Here is a 25,204-nt window from a genome sequence, read left to right on the forward strand (position 1 = left end):
ACATTCCCGCGTTTATTTGCCTGCGTGCAATGACCTGCGCTTATTTGACCCAGCGCACGAAGGCGACCGAGGCCGCGGTCGACAGCCCGAATACCGCCATGGCGCCGCCGACCAGCGCGAACAGGGTCCAGGCCGGAGCCTGCGCCATCATGAGGCCGCCGCCGCCGATCGCGACGATCAGCAGCCGCGCGGTGGAGGCGAGCACGGGACCGCCGACCCGCGCCGCGCCTTGCGAGGAGAAATACAGCGACACGCCCACGCCGAAGAACACGAAGGTCGGGCCTGCCCAGTGGAAGTAGCTGTGCGCGGCGGCGGCAACGCCGGGATCCCTGGTGAAGAGCGAAACCCACAGGGATGGATCGAGCGCGATGATGAGGCCGATCAGGCCGACGGTAAGTCCCGAGGCCCCGGCCGCGGTCCAGGCCACGCGCCGCGCGCGCTTCACCTGTCCGGCGCCCATCGCCATGCCGACCATCGGCACCGATGCGATGCCGAAGGCGAAGGTGATCGGGATCAGCAAGAATTCCAGTCGCGAGCCGATGCCGTAACCGGCCAGCATCTCGGTGCCGAAGGTCGCCAGGATCTTGGTGAAGATCAAAATGGTGAGCACGGTCTGGAGCGGCGACAGGCAGGCGACCGCGCCGACCTTGAGGATGTCGAAGAACAACGCGCGATCGAAATGGAAGGCGCCGAAATCCAGCGGCAGCCGGCTGCGGCCGGACCAGAGATACCAGAGGAAGAAGATCGCAGCGCAGGTGAATGCGATCAACTGACCGGCGGCCACTCCGGGCATGCCGAATTGCGGCACGCCGAACAGGCCGAGCCCCAGCGTGCCGCCGAGCGCGATCTGGAGCACGCTCGTCCCGATCAGCGCCATCGAGGGCAGACGCATGTCGCCGGTGCCGCGGATCACCGAGGCCAGCGTGTTGACGAGCCAGATCGCGACCGCGCCGGAGAACAGCATTTGCGAATAGCCGCTGGCTTCCTCGAGCACACGCTCGCGCCCGCCCAGCAGCGCGAAGAACGAGCGGCCGAAGACGAGCATCGTCACCGTGAAGAAAAGCCCGCCGCAGAGGCCGATGATGGCGGCATGCAGCGCCAGCGTCGCCGCACGGTTCCGGTCGCCTGCGCCGAGCGCGCGGCTGATCGCAGACGAGACGCCGCCGCCCATCGCGCCCGCGCTCATCATCTGCGTCAGCATGGCGAATGGAAACACCAGCGCGATCGCTGCGAGCGGAATGGTGCCGAGCCGGCCGATATAGGAGGTCTCGGCGACCGCGACCAGCGTGCTGCCGACCATCGCGATCATGTTGGGGATCGCGAGCCGCAGCAGCGTCGGCAGGATCGGGGCCGTCAGCAAGCTGGCGATGGGCGAGGCGACCGGGGCAGGCGGCGGCATGGCGTCTATCGAGGCGTCGATCGTCATGTGTCACCGCGCGGAATATTGGATGATGATCGACATATTATATGGCGCGCAGCGCCGGCACCAGCCGCGCCTCACGCAGGGCTCACCAGGGCAGGCCGCAGAGGTCGATAGTGCCGAGTGTCGGCGCGCTGACGATGTTGCAGACATAGGGCGCCATGTGGGTGAAGCGGATCCGCCCCTCCGGCTGCTCGCAATAGACCTCGCCCTTGAAGGGGAGCCAGCTGCGGGCCTCGTAGAACGCGACATTGTGCGGCTCGCAGAACAGCAGCGCGAAGCGGACCGCCTCGTTGGCGCGCATGGTATGCACCGCGGCATCGATCGCCATGGTCGCATAGCCGCGGCCGCGCCGGTCCTCCCGCGTGCAGACGCCGCCGATGCCGCCGATGTGAACCTTCTGCCCGTTCCAGGTGACGGTGCGAAAATAGATGCCGACATGGCAGACGAGACCATCCTCGGGCGTCTCGATCAGAACGCGCAGGTCGGCATTGGCCCATTTGACGTGGGCCCAGGGCTGCTTCCCGACGATATCAGGTCCGAAGACCGCCTGGTGCAGCGGCTCCGCGATCCGCCAAGAGGCGTCGCCGTTCAAAATGTCGATCTCGATGCTCATGGCTCTCTCTTTCGCGTCTCCGCGCCGTCGGTGCGTGTCGTTCTGCCATAAGCACCTCAAAGGCAATGATATTTTATGGCCTGGTTCAAACGCCCTACATTCTTGCGACGATTTTATGCAATCCGGCCAAGCCGCCGCACCATGCCTTTTGGAAAATTCGCGGTATTTAACAGCCGCGGAACCTTCTATAAGGGGTGACCGTTAAGTCTCGTTCCCCCATCAGTCGCGGACAACACCCATGACCTTTACGCTGCCCCCACTCCCCTACGCCTATGACGCCCTCGGACAATTCATGTCGAAGGAAACGCTCGAATTCCACCACGACAAGCATCATCAGGCCTATGTCACCAACGGCAACAACGCGCTCAAGGGCACCGAATGGGAAGGCAAGTCCCTTGAGGAGATCGTCAAGGGCTCGTTCGGCAAGAACCCCGCGGTGTTCAACAATGCCGGCCAGCACTACAACCACATCCATTTCTGGAGCTGGATGAAGCCCAATGGCGGCGGCACCAAGCTGCCGGGCAAGATCGAGAAGAAGATCAACGAGGACCTCGGCGGCTTCGAGAAGTTCAAGACGGACTTCCAGGCGGCCGGCGTCGGCCAGTTCGGCTCGGGCTGGTGCTGGCTCCAGGTCAAGAACGGCAAGCTCGAGATTGCCAAGACCCCGAACGGCGAGAATCCGCTGGTGCACGGCGCCACCCCGATCCTCGGCTGCGACGTCTGGGAGCACTCCTACTACATCGACTATCGCAACCGCCGTCCCGACTATCTGAAGGCGTTTGTCGAGAATCTCGTGAACTGGGAATACGTCGAGTCGCTGTTCGACAAGGCCTGAGTTCGACGAGGCCTGGGCTTCACGCATTCCGGGGCCGGCTTTGCCGCTCCGGAATGACGGAATTGAAAGGCGGTCGCAGGCGCGGCCGCCTTTTTGTTGTGCGGAATTCGCACTTCGCCTCGCATGGCCCTGCGCGAGGTGCGCATCGCTCCCGTCATCGTACTGTTTGCATCGCATCTGCGGCGCCCTTAAGCAGGACGGGCATCACCCTCGAGCCGAACGCGCCCGTTGTCAGAACTTTCCCCGAAAGACCCTGCGCCCGCCGAGGACGCGGAATCCGAGCCGCGGCCGGGTCGCGTGCGCAAGCCGATCGGCTGGTCTACCATCATCATCGCAGCGCTGGTGGCGGTGAGCGCGGGTCTGGTCTGGCGGCGTGACGGCGCCGACGGTGTTCTCGACATACTGACCCACGATCTCTCGCTGTTCGGCGGCATCCTGCCCCGCGTGCTGGCCGGCTGCCTGCTCGGTGCGTTCATCTCCGAGATCCTGCCGCACGAAAAAGTCTCGCGCGCGCTCGGGCCGAAATCGGGCCTGAAAGGCCTTCTGATCGGCACCGCCTTCGGCGCGATCCTGCCCGGCGGTCCCTTCACCGCCTATCCCGTGGCGAGTGCGCTGCTGGCGGTCGGCGCCGATTTCGGTGCCACCATCGCCATGGTCGTGAGTTGGACCTTGATCGGCTATGGCCGGGCGGTCGCCTGGGAAATCCCGATTATGGGCACCGACTTCACGCTGTGGCGCATCCTCATCTCGCTGCCGTTGCCGGTGCTCGCAGGCGCGCTCGGCCGCTTCGTCTATGTCCGGCTTTATCCGAAGCCGGGCATGAAGGACGACGAGACATGAGCGCCGCGCTCCTGATCGACATCCTGTTGTGGGGTTCGGTGTTCGGCGTTGGCCTGATCGCCTTTCGCCGTGGCCCACCGGTGTTCAAGGCCTCGCTGCGCGAAGGCTCGATGGACTTCATCAACATCGTGCCGCGGATCGCGCTGGGGGTGATCGGCTCCGGCTACATCGCCGCTATCATCCCACAGGAGGTGATCAGCGGCTGGCTCGGCCCGGACAGCGGCTGGCTGGGGGCCGCGACTGCCGTGGTCGCCGGGGCCGCGACGCCCGGTGGCCCGGTAATCGGGTTCTCGATCGGGACGGTGGCCCTGAAATCGGGTGGTGGGGTGCCGCAGGTGGTCGCCTATGTCGTCGCTTGGGCGCTATTTGCCTTCCAACGGGTGATTTTGTGGGAAATTCCGTTCATGCCGGCCCGTTTCGTCTGGTTCCGCTGCGCGGTTTCGGTGCCGTTCCCGTTCGTCGCCGCCGCCATCGCCATGCTGATCGGCAAACCCTGAGCCCGGCATGGACAGCTGTAATGTTATAATATAACATCCAGGAATGGTTCCCGCCGCGTCCCAAGCCCATCATAGCGATCATGCTCATGGCCATTCCCATGACGACGGGCATTCGCATGGACACGATCACACCCACGCACATGTCCACGGTGCGGCCTCTCCGCATCCGGCTCAGGCGGCGCACTGGTCGATCCTGCGCATGACGATGGCCGCCCGTCTCGCGGCCGCGCTCGCGGTCTGCGCCGTGCTTTGGGGCGTGGTCTTCCTGGCGATGAGGTGACCATGGCGGCGCTGCATTTCCACAACGTTACGCTCGGCTATGACCGCCATCCCGCCGTGCACCACCTCAATGGGGAGGTCGCGCCGGGTGCGCTGCTGGCCGTGATCGGCCCGAACGGCGCCGGCAAGTCGACGCTGCTGCGGGGCATCGTCGGCATCCTCAGGCCGCTCGACGGCAGCATCCATCTCGGCGGGCTCGACAGCCGCGATATCGCCTATCTGCCGCAGAGTGCGGAGATCGATCGCAGCTTCCCGATCTCGGTGCTGGACTTCGTCGCCACCGGGCTGTGGCGTGGGACCGGCCTGTTCGGCGGCATCGGCAAGGCGGCGCGCGAAAAGATCCTCCGCGCGATCGCTTCCGTTGGCCTCAACGGTTTCGAAAACCGCCCAATCGGCACGCTCTCGGGCGGCCAGATGCAGCGCGTGCTGTTCGCGCGCGTACTGCTCCAGGACGCGCGGCTGATCGTGCTGGACGAGCCCTTCAACGCCATCGACAGCAAGACCACGGCTGATCTGCTGACGCTGGTGAAGCACTGGCATGGCGAGGGCCGCACAGTGCTCGCCGCACTGCACGACATGGAGATGGTGCGCACCCATTTCAGCGAGACGCTGGTGCTGGCGCGCGGTCCCGTGGTGTGGGGGCCGACGGCGGAGGTGCTGACGCCGGAAAACCTGCTGGTCGCAATGCGGATGTGCGAAGCCTTCGACGACAGCGCCGCCACCTGCTCGGCCGATGATGCCCGCTCACGGGCGGCTTGATATCCGATGCTCTATGACGCGTTGATCGGCCCGTTCACCGAATTCGAGTTCATGCGACGTGCGCTCGCGGCCGTTATCGCGCTGTCGCTCGCGGGTGCGCCGATCGGCGTGTTCCTGATGTTGCGGCGGATGAGCCTGGTCGGCGACGCCATGGCACATGCAATTCTCCCCGGCGCCGCTGTCGGTTTCCTGCTCTCCGGCCTCAATCTGTTCGCGATGACGGCCGGAGGCCTGATCGCAGGTTTTGCCGTCGCAATCCTCGCAGGCCTCGTCGCGCGCTCGACCGGGTTGAAGGAGGATGCCTCGCTCGCGACCTTCTATCTGGCCTCGCTGGCGCTCGGCGTCACCATCGTCTCGATCAAGGGCACCAATATCGACCTGCTGCACGTGCTGTTCGGCAATATTCTCGCGATGGACGACCAGACGCTGCTGGTCGTCGCATTCAACGCCACGGTCACGCTGCTGGTGCTCGCCGTGATCTACCGTCCGCTGGTGATCGAAAGCGTCGATCCGCTGTTTTTGCGCACCGTCAGCCGGGCCGGCGGGCCTGCGCATCTCGCTTTCCTCGCGCTGGTCGTGATCAACCTCGTCAACGGCTTTCAGGCGCTCGGCACGCTGCTCGCGGTCGGCCTGATGATCCTGCCGGCCGGCATCGCGCGGTTCTGGTCGCGCGATCTCACCGTCATGATCTGCATCGCGGTCGTCGCTGCCGCCGTGTCCGGCTATGCAGGTCTCGTGCTGTCGTTCCAGACCCGTGTGCCGTCGGGTCCTGCGATCATTCTGGTGGCAAGCGCGCTCTACACCGTCTCCGTCCTGTTCGGCCGGGTCGGCGGCGTCGTTAGGCAGCTGTTTCCCGGCCGGCATTTGGAAGCGTGATAGCGATGCGGCGCATCCTGCTTTGTGTGCTTATGCTGATCGCCTCGCCGCTGCACGCCGCTGAGCAACTGAAAGTCGTCGCGAGCTTCTCGATCCTGGCCGACTTCGTCCGTAATGTCGGCGGCGACCGGATCAATCTGACGACGTTGGTCGGGGCCGACAGCGACGTCCATGTCTACGCGCCCGCGCCAAGCGATGCGAAGCGGATCGCGGACGCAAAGCTGGTCATCGTCAACGGGCTTGGTCTCGAGGGCTGGCTGCCACGGCTCGTGCAGTCCTCGGGCAGCAAGGCGCAGGTGGTTATCGTGAGCGCCGGCATCGCGCCGCTCAAGCTCGGCTCGGCCGCAGATCCGCATGGCTGGCAGTCGGTCCCCAACGCCAAAATCTACGTCACCGACATCGCCAATGCGCTGGCCGCGGTCGACCCGGACGATGCGGAGTTCTTCCGCGCCCAGGCCAAGGCCTATTTGGAAAAGCTCGAAACGCTCGACCGCGAGGTCCGCGAAGCCGTGGCCAAGATCCCGCAGGAGCGTCGCAAGGTGATTTCGACCCATGACGCTTTCGGCTATTTCGCCGCCGAATACGGCGTCCAGTTCATCGCGCCCTTGGGCGTCTCCACGGAAACCGAGCCCAGCGCGCGGGACATCGCCACCATCATCGGCCAGATCAAGGCCCAAAAAATCCCCGCCGTGTTCCTGGAAAATATCAGCGACGACCGGCTGATCCGGCGGATCGCGGCGGAGACCGGCTCAAAAGTCGGTGGGACCCTGATTTCGGACGGTTTGACCGGCGAAAAGGGGCCTGCACCCACTTACATTGATATGGTCAGGCACAATATAAAGGCCCTGACCAGTGCGCTTGACCACTAGGGCAGGGGCCACCCCGCCTCGCGTCGCGCGAAAAGCCCGAAGTCCGGAGTTGTTATGTCTGAAGCGACCGCCCCAAAAATTCCCGTGACCGTCCTGACCGGCTATCTCGGTGCGGGCAAGACCACGCTGTTGAACCGCATCCTGTCGGAAAACCACGGCAAGAAATACGCCGTCATCGTCAACGAATTCGGCGAGATCGGCATCGACAACGACCTCATCATCGGTGCCGATGAGGAAGTGTTCGAAATGAACAACGGCTGCATCTGCTGCACCGTGCGCGGCGATCTCGTGCGCATCATGGAAGGCCTGATGAAGCGCAAGGGCAAGTTCGACGCCATCATCGTCGAGACCACCGGTCTTGCCGATCCGGCCCCCGTCGCCCAGACCTTCTTCGTCGACGAGGACGTGCAGAAGAACGCGCGCCTCGATGCGGTGGTCACGGTTGCGGACGCCAAATGGCTATCCGACCGCCTCAAGGATGCACCTGAGGCCAAGAACCAGATCGCCTTTGCCGACGTCATCGTGCTGAACAAGATCGATCTCGTTTCCAAGGGAGAACTTGCCGAGGTCGAGGCCCGCATCCGCGCCATCAATCCCTATGCGAAACTGCATCGCACCGAGCGCTGCTCGGTGGCTTTGGCCGACGTGCTCGATCGCGGCGCCTTCGATCTCGACCGCATCCTCGACATCGAGCCGGACTTCCTGAATGCCGAGGATCATGACCATGATCATCACCATCACGGTCACGACCATCACGATCATGATCACGGCCACGGCCTGAAGCACTATCACGACGAGGACATGCAGTCGCTGTCACTCAAGACCGACAAGCCGCTCGATCCGAACGTGTTCATGCCCTGGCTTCAGAACCTGGTGCAGGTGGAGGGCGGCAAGATCCTGCGCTCCAAGGGCATCCTTGCTTTCCACGACGATGATGACCGCTACGTCTTTCAGGGTGTCCACATGATGCTGGAGGGCAACCACCAGCGCAAATGGAAGGACGGCGAGCCGCGCGAGAGCCGCCTCGTCTTCATCGGTCGCGAATTGCCGCAAGACCTCATTCGCCAGGGTTTTGAGAGCTGCATCGTCTCGTGATGAAAGAGTTTACGCCACCCGCCGATTCCGCCTCGATCGTCTCCGTCACCGAGCGCGTCAAATCGCTCGCGCTCGGCATGGTCGTGACCTCCGTGCATTTCCTTGGCAACCGCGCCGCCTTCGTCGGCGGCGAGGAGAATGTCGCGCTCGTGGATAGCCAGGGTGAGATCAGCAAGATCGCCGTGCACAGCGGCGGCATTCTCTCGGCCGCCTCCGACGGCAAGCGCCTCGTGATGGGCGGCGACGATGGAAAAGTCGTGTCGCTCGAGGCCAAAGGCGAAGTGACGCTGCTTGCGACCGACCCGAAACGGCGCTGGATCGATGCGGTGGCGCTGCATCCGGACGGTGCCTACGCCTGGTCGGCTGGCAAGACTGCTTTCTTCAAGAGCGGCAAGAGCGAGGAGAAGTCGCTCGAGGTGCCCTCGACCGTCGGCGGCCTCGCGTTTGCGCCGAAGGGCCAGCGTCTCGCGATCGCCCATTACAACGGCGCGACGCTGTGGTTTCCCAACATGGCGGGGTCGGCCGAATTCCTGCCTTGGGCCGGCTCGCATCTCGGCGTCACCTTCAGCCCGGACAACAAATTCCTGGTCACCACGATGCACGAATCGGCGCTGCACGGCTGGCGGCTTGCCGACAACAGGCACATGCGCATGACCGGCTATCCCAGCCGCGTCCGCTCGATGTCGTGGAGCGCGGGCGGCAAGGCGCTGGCGACCTCGGGCGCCGACACGGTGATCCTGTGGCCGTTCGCTAGCAAGGATGGCCCGATGGGCAAGGAGCCAGCGATGCTCGCGCCGCTGCAGGCGCGCGTGTCGGTCGTCGCCTGCCACCCCAGGAACGACATCTTCGCCGCCGGCTACAGCGACGGCACCGTGCTGATGGTCCGTCTGGAGGACGGCGCCGAGATCCTCGTCCGCCGCAACGGCACGCCCGCAGTCGCCGCGCTCGCCTGGAACGCGAAGGGGACGCTGTTGGCGTTCGCCGACGAAAATGGTGATGGCGGCCTGCTCGAGCTTTAATCTGTCATCGTTCCGACCGTGGATGGGGCCATGTGGCGCGCAGCCGTCGAGTTCCGGCCGCCACGGGCGGGAACCGCAGAGCGGCAATTTCGTTGATCCCGCAGACAAAGGCGGTGATCGACATGCCCGGCCAATATGACAAGCGCAGACTGAAGCTCGACTTGATGGTCGCCTGCTCGCTGTTCGCGGCAGGCGTCGTGGTGTCAGGCATGTCGCTGGCGCAAATCCGCGCCGAGACCCGGATGCAGACAGCCCAAGCGACGCAACCCCTTCAGGGCACGCCGTCCGACGATCAGAATAAGCCCGCGGAAGCCAAGCCCGGCGGCGACCGGCCGACCACGCCCGCCCCAGAGCCCGCGCGGCCCGAACCGCAGACGCAGGGCGCTGCCGGCGCGGCGAAACCAGCATTGCCGCCAGCCCCAGCCGAGAAGATCGCGCCGCCGATCGAGAGGAAGTAGGTTCTGCATCTACGCGGGTGCTGTCATCGTCCGCGAAGGCGGACGATCCAGTATTCCAGAGGCTGTGCGTGGATACGGAGATGCTGCGGCGTACTGGATGCCCCGCCTGCCGCTTACGCTAAAGTTCGGCGCGCCTGGACCTCAACCTCGGCTAAGCCTTGGCGTAGCCGGGTCGCATGACAGCAGTGGCCGTGGCGCGACGCCGCCTCACCGCACCAGAACATTCCGGAACTGCCAGGGATCGCTAGTGTCGATGTCCTCCGGGAACAGTCCCGGACGGTCCGTCAGCGGCGTCCAGTCGGTATAAAAACCCTTCACCGGGCCGAGATACGGCAGCTGAATTTCCAGCAGACGATCGAAATCCATCTCGTCGGCTTCGACGATGCCCTCGTTCGGGTTTTCCAGCGCCCACACCATGCCGCCGAGCACGGCGGAGGTCACTTGCAGGCCGGTGGCGTTCTGATAGGGCGCGAGCTTGCGGGTCTCTTCTATGGAGAGCTGCGAGCCGTACCAGTAGGCATTGTTGTCATGGCCGAACAGCAGCACGCCGAGTTCGTCGATGCCGTCGACGATTTCGTTCTCGTCGAGGATGTGGTGCTTTTCCTGCATCTTCGCGGCGCGGCCGAACATTTCATGCAGCGACAGCACGGCATCGTCAGCCGGATGATAGGCATAGTGGCAGGTCGGCCGATAGACCGCCGTGCCCGATGCGTCGCGCACGGTGAAATAGTCAGCGATCGAGATCGACTCGTTGTGGGTTACAAGGAAGCCATACTGCGCGCCGCGGGTCGGGCACCAGGTGCGCACGCGCGTGTTGGCGCCGGGCTGCATCAGATAGATGGCAGCGCCGCAGCCGGCTTCGTGAGTCCGCGCATTCTCGGGCATCCATTTTTCGTGGGTGCCCCAGCCGAGCTCGGAGGGCTGCACGCCTTCCGACAGGAAACCTTCCACCGACCAGGTGTTGACGAAGACATCGGGCTCTTTCGGCTTCTTGGAGCGCTGGGTGTCGCGTTCGGCGATATGGATGCCCTTGATGCCGGCTTGTCGCATCAAGTCCGCCCATTCGGCTTTTGTCTTCGGCTTGGGGGCATTGAGCTTCAGATCGGCGGCGACGTTGAGCAGCGCCTGCTTGACGAAAAACGAGACCATGCCGGGATTGGCACCACAGCAGGAGACGGCCGTCGTCGACCCCGCAGGGCGCGCCTTCTTGGCGGCCAGCGTCGCTTCGCGAAGGGCGTAGTTGGAGCGCGCTTCCGGGCCTTTCGAGGAGTCGAAATAGAAGCCGAGCCAGGGCTCGTTGACGGTGTCGATATAGAGAGCGCCGAGCTCGTTGCAGAGCTCCATGATGTCGGTGGAGCCGGTGTCGACCGAGAGATTGACGCAAAAGCCTTGGCCGCCGCCCTCAGTGAGCAGCGGGGTCAGCAACTCCCGATAATTGTCCTTGGTCACGCCCTTCTGGATGAAGCGCACATTGTGCTTCTCGCAATGAGCCTTGCGACCCTCGTCCTTTGGGTCGATCACGGTAACGCGCGACTTGTCGTAATCGAGATGCCGCTCGATCAGCGGCAACGTGCCTTTGCCGATGGAGCCGAAGCCGACCATGACGATGGGACCAGTGATCTTCGCGTAGATCTGCGAGGCGGGGCTCATGGATGGTTTCTCCGGAACGTGCTGGCGAACAAATGGTGAGGGATGGCTCAGGCGCTGCGGCGCTTGGCGGTGGCTTCGATTTCGACCTTCATCTCGGGCTTGTAGAGCGCCGAGACGACGAGAAGCGTGGCGGCCGGGCGGATCTCGCCGAGGACTTCGCCGCAGACCGCGAAATGCGCGTCCGCATCCTTGATGTTGGTGAGGTAGTAGGTCACGCGGACGATGTCGGCCATCTCGAAGCCACCCTCCTTCAGGGCAGCTTCGATGGTCTTGAAGCAGTTGCGTGACTGGCTCGTGACATCGGCCGGCATCGTCATGGTGGTGTAGTCGTAACCGGTGGTTCCCGCGACGAAGGCGAACTCGCCGTCGATCACGGCGCGGCTGTAGCCGGCGGTCTTCTCGAACGGGGAGCCGGTGGAAATCAGGCGGCGGGACATGGTCGTAGGCCTCGACTGAAGAGGAATTTCGTGGGGTTTACGCAATTTGCCGGCCTGCGCAACCCCAAAGGAATGGAGCTTAACGCAGGCACAGCCGGGCGTTGCCGCTTAACGCGGCTAGGTCGTCGCCATCATGGCGATCCCTTAAGCCGCGCGCGCCTGGAGGGCGCGAACTACCCTTCGTTTGGGCAGGGCCGCACCAGTCGGGACGATCATCCCGGCGGCGCCGTCCAGCGCGCCTGTTGTGAATTCGATCGCCAGCAGGCGGTCGCGCTCGAACGGACCGGGCAGCGACAGCTCGCCGGTGTTGGCGGCCGAGAAGCCGAAGCGGGCGTAATAGGGGGCATCGCCGAGCAGGATCACGGCGGCATGCCCGCGCGCCCGGGCGGCAGCCAGCGCTTGTTGCATCAGCGCGGCGCCGATCCCGAGCTCGCGGCAGGCAGGGTCCACTGCCAGCGGTCCGAGGACCAGAGCGGGCCTGCCTCCGGCGCTGACGTGCCACAGCCGCACGGTTCCCACGAGCTTCCCCTCGCGCATCGCGGCCAGCGCAAGGCCGGCAGCGGGTGCGCGTCCGTCACGCAGGCGCTGACAGGTACGGCCATGGCGGTTCTCGCCAAAGGACGCATCGAGCAGCGCTTCACGCATCGCAACGTCGACAGCACGCTCCGCACGGATCGCGAACGGAGCGGCTTTCGAAGTGGGGTCAATTTGTGTCTTCCGAAGAGCAGTCATGGCGCGTCAGTCCCCGCTTGAAACTGACGTGCGCAAAGCACGCCGGTTCAAGGCGTCGTCAGAAATCGAAATGTCAGGGAGGGAGCCGGCAAGCCGGCTCCCGGGTTCGTCAGGCCTCAGACGCGAGGCGGATCAGATGTGGTAGGTTTTCAGCGGCGGGATGCCGTTGAAAGCCACCGCCGAGTAGGTCGACGTATAGGCCCCGGTGCCTTCGATCAGCAGCTTGTCGCCGATCTCGAGCGTCACCGGAAGCGGATACGGGTTCTTCTCGTACAGCACGTCGGCGCTGTCACAGGTCGGGCCCGCGAGCACGCACGGCGTCATGTCCGCGCCGTCATGCGGGGTGCGGATGGCGTAACGGATCGACTCGTCCATGGTCTCGGCGAGACCGCCGAACTTGCCGATGTCCAGATAAACCCAGCGCACCTCGTCCTCGTCGCTCTTCTTCGAGATGAGCACGACTTCGGACTCGATGATGCCGGCGTTGCCCACCATGCCGCGGCCCGGCTCGATGATGGTCTCCGGAATCTGGTTGCCGAAGTGCTTGCGCAGCGCGCGGAAGATCGAGCGCCCGTAGGTCACCACCGGCGGTACGTCCTTCAGGTACTTGGTCGGGAAACCGCCGCCCATGTTGACCATGGTCAGGTTGATGCCGCGCTCGGCGCAGTCGCGGAACACCTGCGAGGCCATTGCCAGCGCACGGTCCCACGCCTTCACCTTGCGCTGCTGCGAGCCGACATGGAAGGAGATGCCGCACGGCTCCAGGCCCAGACGCTTGGCAACGTCGAGCACGTCGACGGCCATCTCCGGGTCGCAGCCGAACTTGCGCGACAGCGGCCATTCGGCGCCGGCGCAGTCATAGAGGATGCGGCAGAACACCTTTGCGCCGGGCGCGGCACGGGCGACCTTCTCGACTTCGGCGGCGCAATCGACCGCGAACAGCCGAATGCCGAGCGCGAAGGCGCGCGCGATGTCGCGCTCCTTCTTGATCGTGTTGCCGAAGGAGATGCGGTCGGGCGTCGCACCGGCGGCCAGCGCCATCTCGATCTCGGCGACCGTCGCGGTGTCGAAGCAGGAGCCCATGGAGGCGAGCAAAGCCAGCACTTCCGGCGCCGGGTTCGCCTTGACGGCATAGAACACGCGGCTGTCGGGCAGCGCCTTGGCAAAGGTCTGGTAATTGTCGCGCACGACTTCGAGGTCGACGACGAGGCACGGCTCGGTGTCGAGGCCCTCGCTGCGGCGGTTGCGCAGGAATTCCTGGATACGGTCGGTCATAGCACTCTCCCAAACGGCCCAGCGACGGGGATCCGTTCAAAAAATGACGTCGGATAAGAGCGCTCCGGCCAGATCGCGCGATGGAGGCGCGACGAGCCAAAGACTCACATCAGACTGTGCTGCCGTGGATTGGTTGGGAATGTTCCCGCCCGCACACCTGGCAATGAAGGACAAGCCTTTTCAGTAGCCCGCGCCGGCGTTGGACTGCCGGTAGAGACCAAAAAAGCCCGATCCGTCGTTGCTTTAAGTCGCGTCCCCCGTTGAGAGCGGGGTGCGCCGGTTCGCCTCCGGCTGCCAGTCACGGTTGCAAAGAGCAAAGTCACCTTCGACAAGGCATCTCTTTGAGAGAGATGCTGGACGCTCCGGGTTTGCTTTCGTCTTCCGGCGATGAGCCTTCCGACTTCCACACTTCCGAAGAGCCCCTCGGCTTCTTCACCCCTTGGCGGCTGTCCGGCCTCTTGTCCGGATACCTACCGACTGACACACGACCACAGGCACGTGCGAAATTGGGCAATCCGCACATAAGTGTTTTGACTCTGCTTCGCAAGAGATTTTTTAGGCTGCGAACAGAATTGCCTAACATCTGCTTGCGCAGTGTTGCGCGCGCGACGCGAAAGATGAACGCGCGTTAAGTTTTCTGCGCGGCGCGCGTCACTCGCGAGCGTCCGCGCTTCAGCCGCGCTTCGTGAACGGCTCGACGCGTTGAGCGGCGCGGATGAAGGCCGTCATCACGAGCACGCCGAGCGCAAACAGCGTGGCCTGAAGGATGTGCGTGCCTTGCTCGCCCAGCCCGAACAGGATCGCGAGCGCCCAGCCGCCGGCAAACGCCGCGCCGAACACCTCGGCGCCGATCAGGATGGCGGCGCTGACGACGGTGATGACGCTCGGCCAGACGATCCGACGGGAAGACGAGGAGGTCGCGTTCATGAGCTCAGGGGTCCTAGGCTTGGAGGGCCGCAATCTCACCGAAAAGGCAGCCGGGAGCAAGGGCAAACGGCCCAAAAAAGCCCTATCGCGTGCTATAGCTGGCCGCAACAATCGAGCCACAAATCGGGACTTGTAATGTCAGAACCCCGCCAAACTACGGACTCCGAGACCAACCCGCTGCTGAAGGCGTGGGTGACGCCGTTTGCGACCCCGCCCTTCGACGAAATCAAGCCGGAGCACTTCCTCCCGGCCTTCGAGCAGGCCTTCGCCGACCACTCCGCCGAGATCGCAGCGATCACCAACGACCCGACCGCGCCCGACTTCGCCAACACCATCACGGCGCTGGAGCGCTCGGGCAAGCTGCTCAGCAAGGTCGCGTCGGTCTTCTACGACCTCGTCTCGGCGCATTCCAACCCGGCCATTCTGGAGATCGACAAGGAGGTTTCCTTGCGGATGGCGCGGCACTGGAATCCGATCATGATGAACGCCGTGCTGTTTGGCCGCATTGCCCAGCTACACGAGAACCGCGCCAATCTCGGTCTGACACCGGAACAGCTCCGCCTGCTCGAGCGCACCTACACCCGCTTCCACCGCTCCGGCGCCGGCCTCTCCGAAGAGGCCAAGACGCGGATGGCGGAGATCAACGAGAGACTCGCCCAGCTCGGCACCAGCTTCAGTCATCATCTGCTCGGCGACGAGCAGGAATGGTTCATGGAGCTCGGCGAAGCCGACCGCCAGGGCCTGCCGGAGAGTTTTGTCGCCAGCGCCAAGGCTGCGGCGGAAGAACGCGGCATGGCCGGCAAGGCCATCGTCACCCTGTCGCGCTCCTCGGTCGAACAGTTCCTGAAGAGCTCGGCCCGGCGTGACCTGCGCGAGAAGGTCTACAAGGCCTTCACCGCGCGGGGCGACAACGGCAATGCCAACGACAACAACGCGACCATCGTCGAGGTCCTGAAGCTGCGCGAGGAGAGCGCCAATCTCCTGGGTTATCCGACCTTCGCGGCCTACCGGCTCGAGGATTCCATGGCCAAGACGCCGGAAGCGGTGCGCGGCCTTCTGGAGCGGGTCTGGAAGCCGGCCCGGGCGCGGGCGCTCGCCGACCGCGACGACATGCAGGCGCTGATCACGGAGGAGGGCGGCAATTTCAAGCTCGCCCCCTGGGACTGGCGCTTCTATGCCGAAAAGCTGCGCCTTCAGCGCGCCAATTTCGACGACGCCGCGATCAAGCCGTATCTCGCGCTCGATCACATGATCGCCGCCGCCTTCGACTGTGCCACGCGCCTGTTCGGCGTCACTTTCGAGGAGCGCAAGAACGTGCCGGTCTGGCATCCGGACGTCCGGGTCTGGGAGATGAAGGGGCGGGACGGCAAGCACAAGGCGCTGTTCTATGGCGACTACTTCGCCCGGCCGTCGAAGCGCTCCGGCGCCTGGATGACCTCGCTGCGCGACCAGCAGAAGCTCGACGGCGAGGTCGCGCCGCTGATCCTCAACATCTGCAACTTCTCCAAGGGCGCGGACGGGGAACCCTCGCTGCTGTCGCCCGACGATGCCCGCACCCTGTTCCACGAGTTCGGCCATGGCCTGCACGGCATGCTCTCCAACGTGACCTATCCGTCGCTGTCGGGCACCTCCGTGTTCACCGACTTCGTCGAATTGCCCTCCCAGCTGTACGAGCATTGGCAGGAGCGGCCCGAGGTGCTGCAAAAGTTTGCCCGCCACTACCAGACCGGCGAGCCGCTGCCGGACGATCTGCTGCAACGGTTCCTGGCCGCGCGAAAATTCAACCAGGGTTTCGCCACGGTCGAGTTCGTCTCCTCGGCGCTGATCGATCTCGAATTCCACACCCAGCCGGCCTCCGCCGCGCAGGACGTCCGCGCCTTCGAGAGACGCGAGCTGGAGAAGATCGGCATGCCCGAGGAGATCTCGCTGCGTCACCGTCCGACGCAATTCGGTCACATCTTCACCGGCGATCATTATGCCGCCGGCTATTACAGCTACATGTGGTCGGAGGTGATGGACGCCGACGCCTTCGGCGCATTCGAGGAAGCCGGCGACATCTTCGATCCCGCCGTCGCAAAACGCCTGCACGACGACATCTACTCGAGCGGCGGATCGGTCGATCCGGAAGCCGCCTATGAGGCCTTCCGCGGCCGCCCGCCGGAGCCCGATGCGCTGCTGCGTCGCCGAGGTCTGCTTGACGCCCCGAAGGCGGCCTGATGGGCGTGCGCGCCCTGCTCGGGCTGCTGCTCGCCGCTGGCCTCACCTTTGTGGCCGGGGCGGCGCAGGCGCACCCGCATGTCTGGATCACCGCGACCAGCGAGTTGCTCTATGCCGCGGACGGCACCATCACCGGCGTGCGCCACGCCTGGACGTTTGACGACATGTTCTCGGCCTATGCCGTGCAGGGGCTCGAGAGCAAGACCAAGGGCGTCTATACCCGCGAGGAGCTCGGACCGCTGGCGCAGACCAATGTCGAGTCGCTGAAGGAATATGCCTACTTCACCTTCGCGCGAGCCGACGGCAAGAAGGAGCGATTCCAGGAGCCGGTCGACTACTTCCTCGACTACAAGGATACGGTCCTGACCCTGCACTTCACGCTGCCGCTGAAGAATCCGGTCAAGCCCAAGCAATTGATGCTCGAAGTGTTCGACCGCTCCTTCTTCATTGACTTCCAGATGGCCAAGGACAACCCGATCAAGCTGGTCGGCGCGCCCGCCGGCTGCCAGATGAAACTTGAGCGGCCGAGCGACGGCACCGCGAGTGCGCAGAAGCTCAACGAGCAGACCTTCATGAACGGCGAGAACTCCAATTTCGGCATGATGTTCGCCAACAAGATCACGGTGGATTGCCCTTGAAGTCGAAACTCTCCCCGCTCGCACGTGGGCTGCTCACCTGTGCCGCCGTTCTGCTGATTGCGGGCGTGGCCGACGCGGCCCTCCACGAACTCGTCGCGCAGAACCCGTTTGGCGCACCAAGACCCGCGCGGGCGGCTGAGCCTGAGGCCAGTGGCCTCATCGGCTGGCTCTTGGCAAAACAATCGGAATTTTATCGCCAGATGTCGGCGACCATTCGCGCCGCCAAGTCCGACGGCTCGGCGGTGTGGACGCTGCTCGTCATCTCCTTTGCCTACGGCATCTTCCACGCCGCAGGGCCCGGCCACGGCAAGGCGGTGATCGCCTCCTATCTCGTCGCCAATCGCGAGACTGTCAGGCGCGGCATCGTGCTGTCGTTTGCATCCGCGTTGATGCAGTCGCTGGTGGCGATCCTGATCGTCGGTATCTCGGCCTGGGTGCTGAATGCGACCGCCAGGACCATGTGCAAGGCGGAAGGCGCGATCGAGATCGCAAGCTACGCCCTGATCGCGCTTTTCGGCCTGCGCCTGGTCTGGGTCAAGGGCCGCACCTTCATCCGTGCGCTGCAGGCGGTTCAGCCGGTGTCGGCGATCGCGGGCGTGCCGCATGACCATCATGATCACGGTCACCACCATCATGATGCGCATGATCATCATCGTCACGATCATGCGCACGCCCATCATCACCACGCGCATCACCACGTCCATGACGAGCATTGCGGCCATTCCCACGGCCCCATGCCGAGCGAGCTCGCCGGCCTCGGAGGCTGGGGACGCGGCTTTACCGCGATCCTGACCGTCGGCATCCGTCCCTGTTCGGGCGCGATCCTGGTGCTGGTGTTCGCGTTGGCCCAAGGCCTGTTCTGGGCCGGCATCGCCGCAACTCTGCTGATGGGGCTCGGCACCGCGATCACCGTCGCGGTCATTGCCGTGGTCGCCGTCTCCGCCAAGGACATCGCCGCCCGCCTGAGCGCCGGACGCGACGGCAACGGCGCGCTGTTCATGCGCGGCATCGAATTCGCCGCCGCCGGCCTCGTGCTGCTGTTCGGTGCAGGCCTGTTGTTGGGTTACATCGCGGCCGAACGGACGACGTGTTTCTGAGTTTTTCCCTCTCCCCTTGTGGGCGAGGGTGGCTCGCCGCGTAGCGGCCAGGATCCTCTTGCAGCTGCGTTCGCCGATAGAACCCCTCATCCGGCGCTTCGCGCCACCTTCTCCCACAAAGGGAGAGTCACACCGGCAAGAACTGCTTCAACGCCGGCATGAAGAAGATCCCGAGATTGATCGCAAAGCCGATGCTCCAGAGGATGGAGCGCAGCGTCGGGCGGTTCCCGAGATAGGTCAGCACATAGGCGATCCGTACGATCAGGAACAGCACCGCGAGCTCGTCGATCATCCGCTGCGGCGAGTCCCGGAATTCGGCCAGCAGCACCGCGAAGGCGAAGAACGGAAAGGTCTCGATACCATTCTGGTGGGCGCCGAGCGCGCGCTGCGCGATGGCCTCTTCGTAGAAGGCGGGATCGCGCGGGCGTGAATTGTCGAACCCGCGAAACCTGATCCATTTGACCGAGACGATCGTCACCAAATAGAGCAGCAACGCTCCGAAGACGCACCATTCCGCGAGTGTCATCTTTCCTCCCCCGCCTCGGTGCGACCCTAGCGAAACCGGCCTGATCTTGACAAGCTCGGGACAACGCGCGACCCAACGAGGCATGACAACCCTAGCCCCTCTCAAGACCACGAAGCCGCTGCCTCAGTCCGGCCAGCCGCGCGTCGGCGTACTCCTGGTCAATCTCGGCACGCCCGATACCGCCGACGCGCGCGGCGTGCGGGTCTATCTGAAGGAGTTCCTCTCGGACGCCCGCGTCATCGAGGATCAGGGCTTGATCTGGAAGCTGGTGCTGAACGGCATCATCCTGCGCACCCGCCCCCGCGCCAAGGCGCGCGATTATCTCAAGATCTGGAACACCGAGAAGAACGAGTCGCCGCTCAAGACCATCACGCGCTCGCAGAGCGACAAGCTCGGAGCCATGCTGTCGGACCGCGACCAGGTCACGGTGGAATGGGCTATGCGCTACGGCAATCCCTCGATCAAGTCGGGCGTCGATGCGCTGATTGCGAAGGGCTGCGATCGCATTCTTGCCGTCCCCCTCTATCCGCAATATTCCGCCGCGACGTCGGCCACCGTCTGCGATGAGGTGTTTCGCGTGCTTGCGCGGCTGCGCGCGCAGCCGACGCTGCGGGTGACGCCGTCTTACTACGAGGACGAAGCCTATATCGAGGCGCTCGCCACCTCGATCGAGACGCATCTGGTGAGCCTGTCGTTCAAGCCAGAGCTGATCGTCGCCTCCTTCCACGGCATGCCGAAGGCCTATGTCGACAAGGGCGACCCCTATCAGGACCAATGTGTGGCGACCACCGAGGCGCTGCGGCGCCGGCTCGGCATGGACGAGACAAAGCTGCTGCTGACCTTCCAGTCGCGCTTCGGATTCGACGAGTGGCTGCAGCCCTACACTGACAAGACCATGGAGCGTCTGGCGAAAGAGGGCGTGCGCCGTATCGCGGTGATCACGCCGGGTTTTTCCGCCGACTGCCTGGAGACGCTGGAGGAGATCGCGCAGGAGAATGCCGAGATCTTCAAGCACAATGGCGGGGAGCAGTTTTCCGCGATCCCCTGCCTCAACGACAGCGACCCCGGCATGGATGTGATCCGAACGCTGGTGCTGCGCGAGCTCCAGGGCTGGATATAGTGAGCCTGGATCCGAGGAGCGCCCCATGAACCGCCGCGAGGTTCTGGCGCTTCTTGGGGTGACCACGATGCTGCCGGCCTCGGTGCTGGCGCAAGCGAATGCGACGCGCCGGCTCGGCGTGCTCTCGGTCACTGCGGCGGACGATGCGATCGGGCAGACGCGTAGCGCGGTCCTGGTCGAGGCGCTTGCCGGCCATGGCTGGAAGGAGGACGGCAGCCTTGAGATCGATTGGCGCAACGGCGGCGGCGACCGCGCGCGGATCGCGCAACTCGCCGACGAACTCGTGGCGCTCAAGCCCGACATCCTGCTTGCGGTCGGCACGCCCTCAGTGGAGGAGCTGCGCCAGCGCACGACGACGATCCCGATCGTTTTCGCCGTCGTCACCGATCCTGTCAGCCAGGGCTTTGTCCAGAATCTCGCCCATCCCGGCGGCAATATCACCGGCTTCACCGATTACGACGGCCCGCTGGCCGGCAAATGGCTGGAGATGCTTACGCAGGTCGTGCCAAAGCCGTCACGCGTTTCCGTCGTCTACAATCCCGCCACCGCGCCGTTCGCGCCGCTGATGCTGCGGACGATCGAAGACGCCGGCCGCGCGCTCGATGTGACGGTGGTGCCCGCGCCGGTCCATGACACGGCCTCGATCGCCGCCCTGGCCTTGCGGAAAGACGGCGGCCTGCTGGTGCTGCCGGATTTCTTCACCATGTCCAACCGTGCGCTTCTCCTGGCAGCCATCAATGAAGCGCGCGTGCCGGCGGTGTTCTGGAGCCGGACCTTCGTCGACGAGGGTGGCTTGATGTCCTACAGCACCGACAGCGCCGAGCAGCTCCGCCGCGCCGCCACCTATATCGATCGCATCCTGAAGGGTGCGCGAGCGGCCGACTTGCCGGTCCAGAATCCGACCACGTTCGAGCTGGCGATCAACTTGAAGACGGCCAAGGCGATCGGCGTCACGCTTCCGCCAAGCCTGCTCGCAACCGCGAACGAGGTCATCGAGTAGGATTTGGCTGCGACCGCCGGATTCGTTAACGTCGTCGCTAGGTGTGCGCCAGCACGCTTTCAAGAGCGCCTCGCAAATACATAATCGCGACCATTCCCTCTCCCGGTGTCTTGTGTAGAATCCTACCGATGCCGAAATCAGGCACGACCGCTGAGCCTTGAATCCTTCTGAACTCTTTACTGAATACTTTACTGAACCCTTGGGGTCGTGATCCCGACCAATGACAGCGCGGAAAAGGCCTTTTCCCGCCAATCTTTTCCGCCTTGGAGGAAATATGAGCGGTTTCGACATTTTCGCGATTGTTCTGGTCTTGCTCGTCATCGTCACGCTGGTGGCCGGCGTGAAGACGGTGCCGCAGGGCTATGACTGGACCATCGAGCGGTTCGGCAAATACACCCAGACGCTGAGCCCCGGGCTCAATCTGATCGTGCCCTATTTCGATCGCGTCGGACGCAAGATCAACATGATGGAGCAGGTGATCGACATTCCCGAGCAGGAGGTGATCACCAAGGACAACGCCACCGTGACGGTCGACGGCGTCGCCTTCTTTCAGGTGTTCGATGCCGCCAAGGCGAGCTACGAGGTCTCTAACCTGACCCAAGCCGTCACCGTGCTGACCATGACCAACATCCGTTCGGTGATGGGCTCGATGGATCTCGACCAGGTGTTGTCGCACCGCGACGAAATCAACGAGCGCCTGCTGCGTGTAGTCGATGCCGCCGTCTCGCCCTGGGGCCTCAAGGTCAATCGTATCGAGATCAAGGACATTGTGCCGCCGGCGGACCTCGTCGAAGCCATGGGCCGACAGATGAAGGCCGAGCGCGTCAAACGCGCCGACATCCTTCAGGCCGAAGGTGCACGCCAGTCCGAGATCCTGCGCGCAGAGGGTGCCAAGCAGGGCCAGATCCTCCAGGCGGAAGGTCGCCGCGAGGCCGCCTTCCGCGACGCCGAAGCACGCGAGCGGTCGGCGGAAGCTGAGGCCAAGGCGACGCAGATGGTCAGTGAAGCCATTGCCAAGGGCGACGTCGCGGCGCTGAACTACTTTATCGCCGACAAATATATCAAGGCGTTCGGGCAGTTTGCGGACTCGCCGAACCAGAAGATCATCATGCTGCCGATCGAGGCCACCAGCATGCTCGGCTCGCTCGCCGGCATCGGCGAGATCGCCAAGGCGACGTTCGGCGAGAGTGCTGCATCCGCCGCTGCCGCCGCTCGTCGCGGTTCGGTGCCGACGACTGGGAGCACGCCCCCGGCGGTGCCGCCGCGGCAGGGGTAAAGCGCATGCCCCGGAAAAGTGGACACCGGTTTTCCGACAAGGGCATGCGCCATTTCAAAGAGGTCGTGTCATGACCGACATGTTCGTATCGCTCGGCACCTGGAACTGGCTGATCTTCGGCTTCATCCTGATGGCGCTGGAGGTGCTGGCGCCGGGAGTCTTCCTGTTCTGGCTCGGGCTCGCCGCGCTGCTGGTCGGGCTGATCTCGTTCGGAGTGGCGATATCCTGGCAGATCCAGCTCGTGATGTTCGCGATCTTCGCCGCCGCCGCCGTGCCGGTTTGGCGTCGGCTCGCTTGGCCGAAGCCGGATGCAATTGCCGCCAGCCCCTTCCTCAACAAGCGCGCGGATGCGCTGCTCGGCCGCGAGTTCACGCTGGAGAAGCCGATCGTCGACGGCAACGGCACCATGCGCATCGGCGACACCGTCTGGCGCGTCGCAGGTCCCGATACGCCGGCGGGCACGCGTGTGAAGGTGGTGCAAGTGGACGGTGCGAATCTGACGGTGGCGGCGGCTTAGTCCACCGTCATTGCGAGCGCAGCGAAGCGAAGCAATCCAGACTGATGCCGGTGGAAAGATTCTGGATTGCTTCGCTTCGCTCGCAATGACGAGCTAGTCGGGACGGCATCGCCAGACTTACGCGCCGCTCTTGCTGCGCCACCGCTCCGCAAACCTATGCAGCGGCATGAACGTCTCGCATAAGTCCCGCCCGAGCGCCGTCAGCGCGTAACCGCCGGCTTCGCCGAGCTCCACGAACCCGGCCTCGCGCAAATCGTCCAGCCGCGCCTGCAGCACCGTCGGCGAGGCCTCGTCGCAGGCGGTGCGCAATGCGCGCGAGGTGAGGGGGGCGTCGCGCAGCTCCCACAGGATTCGCAGGCTCCAGCGTCGTCCGAGGAGGTCGAGCAGCACCATGATCGGCCGCCCGCTGCGCGGGCCACGGACGCCGCGCGATCTCGAAGTGGTCTGTTTCGCCATCGTCGCCCTCTTGCGTGGTGCTACAAATAGTGTAGCTTCATGCTACGTTAAATGTAGCAAGAGAGGCGGCCAATGTCCCCGGTCACAGCGCGCATTGCCCCGCTCACCCCGCCTTATCCCCCGGAGATCCAGGCCCAGTTCGACCGCATCATGCGCGGCGCGCCGCCACTGCTGCTGTTCCGGGTCATGGCGGGCCACACCCGCGCCTGGGACAAGTTTCGCGCCGGCGGCTTGCTCGATCCCGGACCGCTGTCGCTGCGCCAGCGCGAGATCGTGATCGACCGCACCTGCGCGCTGAACAAATGCGAATATGAATGGGGCGTGCATGTCGCGGTCTTTGCCGGGCCGGCGAAACTTACCGAGGAGGAAGTGCGCGCCACCGTGCAGGGTGATGCGGCGTCGTCGTGCTGGTCCCCGGCCGAGCAGACGCTGATCGCCGCCGTCGACGCGCTGCATCACAGCGCGACGTTTGACGACGCTGAGTTCGCTGCGCTGTCGGCGCATTACGACGAGGCGCAGATCCTGGAGATCATGCTGCTGTGCGGCTTCTACCGCACGGTCTCGTATCTGGCGAACGGACTGCGGTTGCCGCTGGAGGAGACGGCGGCAAGATTTCCTGCGCCGCTCTAGCCGCCGTCGTTGCGAGCGTAGCGAAGCAATCCAGAGTCTTTCCGCGGTGGCACTCTGGATGTTTCGCTGCGCTCTCAATGACGGTGAGTGGCTCCCTACGCCACGCCTGCCCGCAGCAGATCGTGCAGGTGCACGATGCCCACCACCTTGTCCGCCTCGGTCACGACCAGCGTCGTGATCTTGCGGGTGTTGAGCACCTCGATCATCTCGGTGGCCAGCATCGAGGGCGGTACGGTTTTCGGCTGCCTGGTCATGATGTCGTCGACCGACGCCGTCAGCAGGTCGGGCCGCATGTGGCGGCGCAGATCGCCGTCGGTGATGATGCCGAGAGCCTCGTTCGCCTCGTTGACGATGCAGACGCACCCCAGACCCTTGGCGGACATCTCCATCACCGCGTCCGACATCTTGGTGCCGAGCGGCTTGACCGGGATTTCCGCACCGGTGCGCATGTAGTCGCGGACGAATTTCAGCATCGCCCCTAACTTACCGCCGGGGTGGAAATGCGCGAACTCCAGCGCGGTGAAGCCGCGGCCTTCGAGCAGCGCGATCGCAAGCGCATCGCCTATCGCGGCCTGCATCAGGGTCGAGGTGGTCGGCGCCAGATTGTGCGGGCAGGCCTCGCGCGCCTTCGGCAGCTCGATCACGACGTCGGCCGCTTGTCCCAGCGAGGATGCCGCGTTCGACGTCACCGCGATCATCGGGATTGCGAACCTTGCGGAATAGTTCACGAGAGTCTTCATCTCCGGCTGCTCGCCGGACCAGGACAGCGCCATGATGACGTCGTCGGTGGTAATCATGCCGAGGTCGCCATGGGCGGCTTCGGCGGTGTGCACGAAGAAGGCGGGCGTGCCGGTCGAGGCCAACGTTGCCGCGATCTTGCGGCCCATATGGCCCGACTTGCCGAGCCCGGTGACGATGACGCGGCCCTTCGCGTTGCGGATCAGATCGACCGCCTGGGCGAAGCTCGCGCCAAGCGGGCCGCGCAGGGCGGCGGCGAGAGCGTTGATACCGCCGCTCTCCGTTTCCAGCGTGCGGAGTGCGGATTCGACGCTGTCGGGAATGGGGCCGGATGATTGGGTCATCAGCGGTTTCGAACTCGGCATGTTCTGGTCCAGGAGGAGGGGCCTTCGCCCGTTGGCGCCT

The 25,204-nt window shown here is 64.5% G+C and carries 28 protein-coding genes; 18 read left to right on the forward strand and 10 right to left on the reverse strand.

All coding sequences use genetic code 11. The features are described from left to right. Window positions 1–40: 40 nt before the first annotated feature. Window positions 41–1,426, reverse strand: a complete 1,386-nt coding sequence (locus BcanWU425_RS06040) for an MATE family efflux transporter (RefSeq protein ID WP_085350709.1) — start codon at window positions 1,424–1,426, stop codon at window positions 41–43. Between the two features lie 82 nt (window positions 1,427–1,508). Further along, on the reverse strand, window positions 1,509–2,036 hold the full coding sequence (locus BcanWU425_RS06045; protein WP_085350708.1) for a GNAT family N-acetyltransferase: 528 nt from the start codon (window positions 2,034–2,036) through the stop codon (window positions 1,509–1,511). 238 nt (window positions 2,037–2,274) lie between these two features. On the opposite strand from BcanWU425_RS06045, the gene BcanWU425_RS06050 reads away from it, so the two are divergent. The 10 genes from BcanWU425_RS06050 to BcanWU425_RS06095 all read left to right on the forward strand — a co-directional run bounded on the left by BcanWU425_RS06050 (window position 2,275) and on the right by BcanWU425_RS06095 (window position 9,563). Next, window positions 2,275–2,871 carry a superoxide dismutase gene (locus tag BcanWU425_RS06050; RefSeq protein WP_007615200.1) on the forward strand — a complete coding sequence of 199 codons (597 nt, stop codon included), beginning with the start codon at window positions 2,275–2,277 and terminating at the stop codon, window positions 2,869–2,871. 228 nt (window positions 2,872–3,099) lie between these two features. Beyond that, a complete protein-coding gene (locus BcanWU425_RS06055; RefSeq protein WP_204512446.1) occupies window positions 3,100–3,711 on the forward strand; it encodes a permease in 612 nt (203 codons plus the stop codon). Continuing rightward, a complete protein-coding gene (locus BcanWU425_RS06060; RefSeq protein WP_204512445.1) occupies window positions 3,708–4,208 on the forward strand; it encodes a hypothetical protein in 501 nt (166 codons plus the stop codon). Before BcanWU425_RS06055 ends, BcanWU425_RS06060 begins: the two co-directional genes overlap by 4 nt. Window positions 4,209–4,251: 43 nt before the next feature. Beyond that, entirely contained in the window at window positions 4,252–4,488 is a 237-nt protein-coding gene (locus tag BcanWU425_RS06065; RefSeq protein WP_231190225.1) for a hypothetical protein, read from the forward strand. Window positions 4,489–4,490: 2 nt separating this feature from the next. Next, window positions 4,491–5,246, forward strand: coding sequence for a metal ABC transporter ATP-binding protein (locus tag BcanWU425_RS06070; RefSeq protein WP_018453313.1), 756 nt, complete (start codon window positions 4,491–4,493; stop codon window positions 5,244–5,246). Between the two features lie 6 nt (window positions 5,247–5,252). Further along, a complete protein-coding gene (locus BcanWU425_RS06075; protein WP_007597190.1) occupies window positions 5,253–6,122 on the forward strand; it encodes a metal ABC transporter permease in 870 nt (289 codons plus the stop codon). A 5-nt stretch (window positions 6,123–6,127) separates the two neighbouring features. Then, window positions 6,128–6,991: a metal ABC transporter substrate-binding protein gene (locus BcanWU425_RS06080; RefSeq protein ID WP_085385465.1), complete on the forward strand. Its 864-nt coding sequence runs from the start codon at window positions 6,128–6,130 to the stop codon at window positions 6,989–6,991. A 54-nt stretch (window positions 6,992–7,045) separates the two neighbouring features. After that, entirely contained in the window at window positions 7,046–8,086 is a 1,041-nt protein-coding gene (locus tag BcanWU425_RS06085; RefSeq protein ID WP_085350704.1) for a CobW family GTP-binding protein, read from the forward strand. Further along, on the forward strand, window positions 8,086–9,105 hold the full coding sequence (locus tag BcanWU425_RS06090) for a WD40 repeat domain-containing protein (protein WP_204514006.1): 1,020 nt from the start codon (window positions 8,086–8,088) through the stop codon (window positions 9,103–9,105). Before BcanWU425_RS06085 ends, BcanWU425_RS06090 begins: the two co-directional genes overlap by 1 nt. 122 nt (window positions 9,106–9,227) lie before the next feature. Further along, window positions 9,228–9,563 (forward strand): hypothetical protein, encoded by a 336-nt coding sequence (locus tag BcanWU425_RS06095; RefSeq protein WP_026232509.1) that lies wholly within the window; start codon window positions 9,228–9,230, stop codon window positions 9,561–9,563. 207 nt (window positions 9,564–9,770) lie between these two features. On the opposite strand, the gene BcanWU425_RS06100 is transcribed toward BcanWU425_RS06095, so the two are convergent. The 5 genes from BcanWU425_RS06100 to BcanWU425_RS06120 form a co-directional block, all read right to left on the reverse strand. Beyond that, complete coding sequence (locus tag BcanWU425_RS06100; protein ID WP_007615186.1) at window positions 9,771–11,213, reverse strand: homospermidine synthase; 1,443 nt, start codon at window positions 11,211–11,213, stop codon at window positions 9,771–9,773. A gap of 47 nt (window positions 11,214–11,260) precedes the next feature. Continuing rightward, window positions 11,261–11,650 carry a RidA family protein gene (locus BcanWU425_RS06105; protein ID WP_085350702.1) on the reverse strand — a complete coding sequence of 130 codons (390 nt, stop codon included), beginning with the start codon at window positions 11,648–11,650 and terminating at the stop codon, window positions 11,261–11,263. A gap of 144 nt (window positions 11,651–11,794) precedes the next feature. Continuing rightward, a complete protein-coding gene (locus BcanWU425_RS06110; RefSeq protein ID WP_026232510.1) occupies window positions 11,795–12,382 on the reverse strand; it encodes a GNAT family N-acetyltransferase in 588 nt (195 codons plus the stop codon). A 132-nt stretch (window positions 12,383–12,514) separates the two neighbouring features. Continuing rightward, the gene (locus tag BcanWU425_RS06115) at window positions 12,515–13,657 is read right to left on the reverse strand and encodes a type III PLP-dependent enzyme (RefSeq protein ID WP_018453321.1); all 1,143 of its coding nucleotides are present in this window, start codon (window positions 13,655–13,657) and stop codon (window positions 12,515–12,517) included. 672 nt (window positions 13,658–14,329) lie between these two features. Further along, window positions 14,330–14,584 (reverse strand): hypothetical protein, encoded by a 255-nt coding sequence (locus BcanWU425_RS06120; RefSeq protein ID WP_018453322.1) that lies wholly within the window; start codon window positions 14,582–14,584, stop codon window positions 14,330–14,332. Window positions 14,585–14,719: 135 nt separating this feature from the next. On the opposite strand from BcanWU425_RS06120, the gene BcanWU425_RS06125 reads away from it, so the two are divergent. From BcanWU425_RS06125 to BcanWU425_RS06135, 3 genes are read left to right on the forward strand one after another with little or no spacing between them, the layout of a single operon-like run. Further along, a complete protein-coding gene (locus BcanWU425_RS06125; RefSeq protein WP_018453323.1) occupies window positions 14,720–16,801 on the forward strand; it encodes a M3 family metallopeptidase in 2,082 nt (693 codons plus the stop codon). Next, window positions 16,801–17,439, forward strand: a complete 639-nt coding sequence (locus BcanWU425_RS06130) for a DUF1007 family protein (RefSeq protein WP_085350701.1) — start codon at window positions 16,801–16,803, stop codon at window positions 17,437–17,439. The genes BcanWU425_RS06125 and BcanWU425_RS06130 overlap by 1 nt, the downstream gene beginning before the upstream one ends. Then, on the forward strand, window positions 17,436–18,536 hold the full coding sequence (locus BcanWU425_RS06135) for a nickel/cobalt transporter (protein ID WP_204512444.1): 1,101 nt from the start codon (window positions 17,436–17,438) through the stop codon (window positions 18,534–18,536). Before BcanWU425_RS06130 ends, BcanWU425_RS06135 begins: the two co-directional genes overlap by 4 nt. Before the next feature lie 127 nt (window positions 18,537–18,663). Here the strand turns inward: BcanWU425_RS06135 and BcanWU425_RS06140 are convergent, their stop codons facing one another. After that, window positions 18,664–19,062, reverse strand: a complete 399-nt coding sequence (locus tag BcanWU425_RS06140) for an MAPEG family protein (RefSeq protein WP_085361220.1) — start codon at window positions 19,060–19,062, stop codon at window positions 18,664–18,666. An 82-nt stretch (window positions 19,063–19,144) separates the two neighbouring features. On the opposite strand from BcanWU425_RS06140, the gene hemH reads away from it, so the two are divergent. From hemH to BcanWU425_RS06160, 4 genes are all read left to right on the forward strand, one after another. Then, the gene (hemH, locus tag BcanWU425_RS06145; RefSeq protein WP_018453327.1) at window positions 19,145–20,182 is read left to right on the forward strand and encodes a ferrochelatase; all 1,038 of its coding nucleotides are present in this window, start codon (window positions 19,145–19,147) and stop codon (window positions 20,180–20,182) included. 25 nt (window positions 20,183–20,207) lie between these two features. Continuing rightward, on the forward strand, window positions 20,208–21,182 hold the full coding sequence (locus BcanWU425_RS06150) for an ABC transporter substrate-binding protein (protein WP_018453328.1): 975 nt from the start codon (window positions 20,208–20,210) through the stop codon (window positions 21,180–21,182). Between the two features lie 274 nt (window positions 21,183–21,456). Further along, entirely contained in the window at window positions 21,457–22,458 is a 1,002-nt protein-coding gene (locus BcanWU425_RS06155; RefSeq protein ID WP_007615156.1) for an SPFH domain-containing protein, read from the forward strand. A 70-nt stretch (window positions 22,459–22,528) separates the two neighbouring features. Further along, window positions 22,529–22,975, forward strand: coding sequence for an NfeD family protein (locus BcanWU425_RS06160; protein ID WP_204512443.1), 447 nt, complete (start codon window positions 22,529–22,531; stop codon window positions 22,973–22,975). Window positions 22,976–23,092: 117 nt separating this feature from the next. On the opposite strand, the gene BcanWU425_RS06165 is transcribed toward BcanWU425_RS06160, so the two are convergent. Continuing rightward, window positions 23,093–23,431, reverse strand: coding sequence for a winged helix-turn-helix transcriptional regulator (locus tag BcanWU425_RS06165; protein WP_204512442.1), 339 nt, complete (start codon window positions 23,429–23,431; stop codon window positions 23,093–23,095). Between the two features lie 72 nt (window positions 23,432–23,503). Between BcanWU425_RS06165 and BcanWU425_RS06170 the strand changes: the two genes are divergently transcribed. Further along, a complete protein-coding gene (locus BcanWU425_RS06170) occupies window positions 23,504–24,061 on the forward strand; it encodes a carboxymuconolactone decarboxylase family protein (protein WP_018453330.1) in 558 nt (185 codons plus the stop codon). A gap of 95 nt (window positions 24,062–24,156) precedes the next feature. Here the strand turns inward: BcanWU425_RS06170 and BcanWU425_RS06175 are convergent, their stop codons facing one another. Further along, complete coding sequence (locus BcanWU425_RS06175; protein WP_085385456.1) at window positions 24,157–25,164, reverse strand: KpsF/GutQ family sugar-phosphate isomerase; 1,008 nt, start codon at window positions 25,162–25,164, stop codon at window positions 24,157–24,159. Window positions 25,165–25,204: the final 40 nt, after the last annotated feature.

This window comes from Bradyrhizobium sp. WU425 (assembly GCF_021052305.1).
GTDB lineage: Bacteria > Pseudomonadota > Alphaproteobacteria > Rhizobiales > Xanthobacteraceae > Bradyrhizobium > Bradyrhizobium canariense_D.

Coding starts and splice junctions, on each gene's coding strand:
- BcanWU425_RS06140 (WP_085361220.1), bottom strand. CDS start 19,062: ATGACACTCGCGGAATGGTGCGTCTTCGGAGCGTTGCTGCTCTATTTG.
- BcanWU425_RS06075 (WP_007597190.1), top strand. CDS start 5,253: ATGCTCTATGACGCGTTGATCGGCCCGTTCACCGAATTCGAGTTCATG.
- BcanWU425_RS06045 (WP_085350708.1), bottom strand. CDS start 2,036: ATGAGCATCGAGATCGACATTTTGAACGGCGACGCCTCTTGGCGGATC.
- BcanWU425_RS06120 (WP_018453322.1), bottom strand. CDS start 14,584: ATGAACGCGACCTCCTCGTCTTCCCGTCGGATCGTCTGGCCGAGCGTC.
- BcanWU425_RS06110 (WP_026232510.1), bottom strand. CDS start 12,382: ATGACTGCTCTTCGGAAGACACAAATTGACCCCACTTCGAAAGCCGCT.
- hemH (WP_018453327.1), top strand. CDS start 19,145: ATGACAACCCTAGCCCCTCTCAAGACCACGAAGCCGCTGCCTCAGTCC.
- BcanWU425_RS06040 (WP_085350709.1), bottom strand. CDS start 1,426: ATGACGATCGACGCCTCGATAGACGCCATGCCGCCGCCTGCCCCGGTC.
- BcanWU425_RS06130 (WP_085350701.1), top strand. CDS start 16,801: ATGGGCGTGCGCGCCCTGCTCGGGCTGCTGCTCGCCGCTGGCCTCACC.
- BcanWU425_RS06065 (WP_231190225.1), top strand. CDS start 4,252: ATGGTTCCCGCCGCGTCCCAAGCCCATCATAGCGATCATGCTCATGGC.
- BcanWU425_RS06115 (WP_018453321.1), bottom strand. CDS start 13,657: ATGACCGACCGTATCCAGGAATTCCTGCGCAACCGCCGCAGCGAGGGC.
- BcanWU425_RS06170 (WP_018453330.1), top strand. CDS start 23,504: ATGTCCCCGGTCACAGCGCGCATTGCCCCGCTCACCCCGCCTTATCCC.
- BcanWU425_RS06085 (WP_085350704.1), top strand. CDS start 7,046: ATGTCTGAAGCGACCGCCCCAAAAATTCCCGTGACCGTCCTGACCGGC.
- BcanWU425_RS06095 (WP_026232509.1), top strand. CDS start 9,228: ATGCCCGGCCAATATGACAAGCGCAGACTGAAGCTCGACTTGATGGTC.
- BcanWU425_RS06155 (WP_007615156.1), top strand. CDS start 21,457: ATGAGCGGTTTCGACATTTTCGCGATTGTTCTGGTCTTGCTCGTCATC.
- BcanWU425_RS06070 (WP_018453313.1), top strand. CDS start 4,491: ATGGCGGCGCTGCATTTCCACAACGTTACGCTCGGCTATGACCGCCAT.
- BcanWU425_RS06150 (WP_018453328.1), top strand. CDS start 20,208: ATGAACCGCCGCGAGGTTCTGGCGCTTCTTGGGGTGACCACGATGCTG.
- BcanWU425_RS06105 (WP_085350702.1), bottom strand. CDS start 11,650: ATGTCCCGCCGCCTGATTTCCACCGGCTCCCCGTTCGAGAAGACCGCC.
- BcanWU425_RS06080 (WP_085385465.1), top strand. CDS start 6,128: ATGCGGCGCATCCTGCTTTGTGTGCTTATGCTGATCGCCTCGCCGCTG.
- BcanWU425_RS06050 (WP_007615200.1), top strand. CDS start 2,275: ATGACCTTTACGCTGCCCCCACTCCCCTACGCCTATGACGCCCTCGGA.
- BcanWU425_RS06090 (WP_204514006.1), top strand. CDS start 8,086: ATGAAAGAGTTTACGCCACCCGCCGATTCCGCCTCGATCGTCTCCGTC.
- BcanWU425_RS06165 (WP_204512442.1), bottom strand. CDS start 23,431: ATGGCGAAACAGACCACTTCGAGATCGCGCGGCGTCCGTGGCCCGCGC.
- BcanWU425_RS06175 (WP_085385456.1), bottom strand. CDS start 25,164: ATGCCGAGTTCGAAACCGCTGATGACCCAATCATCCGGCCCCATTCCC.
- BcanWU425_RS06160 (WP_204512443.1), top strand. CDS start 22,529: ATGACCGACATGTTCGTATCGCTCGGCACCTGGAACTGGCTGATCTTC.
- BcanWU425_RS06100 (WP_007615186.1), bottom strand. CDS start 11,213: ATGAGCCCCGCCTCGCAGATCTACGCGAAGATCACTGGTCCCATCGTC.
- BcanWU425_RS06125 (WP_018453323.1), top strand. CDS start 14,720: ATGTCAGAACCCCGCCAAACTACGGACTCCGAGACCAACCCGCTGCTG.
- BcanWU425_RS06060 (WP_204512445.1), top strand. CDS start 3,708: ATGAGCGCCGCGCTCCTGATCGACATCCTGTTGTGGGGTTCGGTGTTC.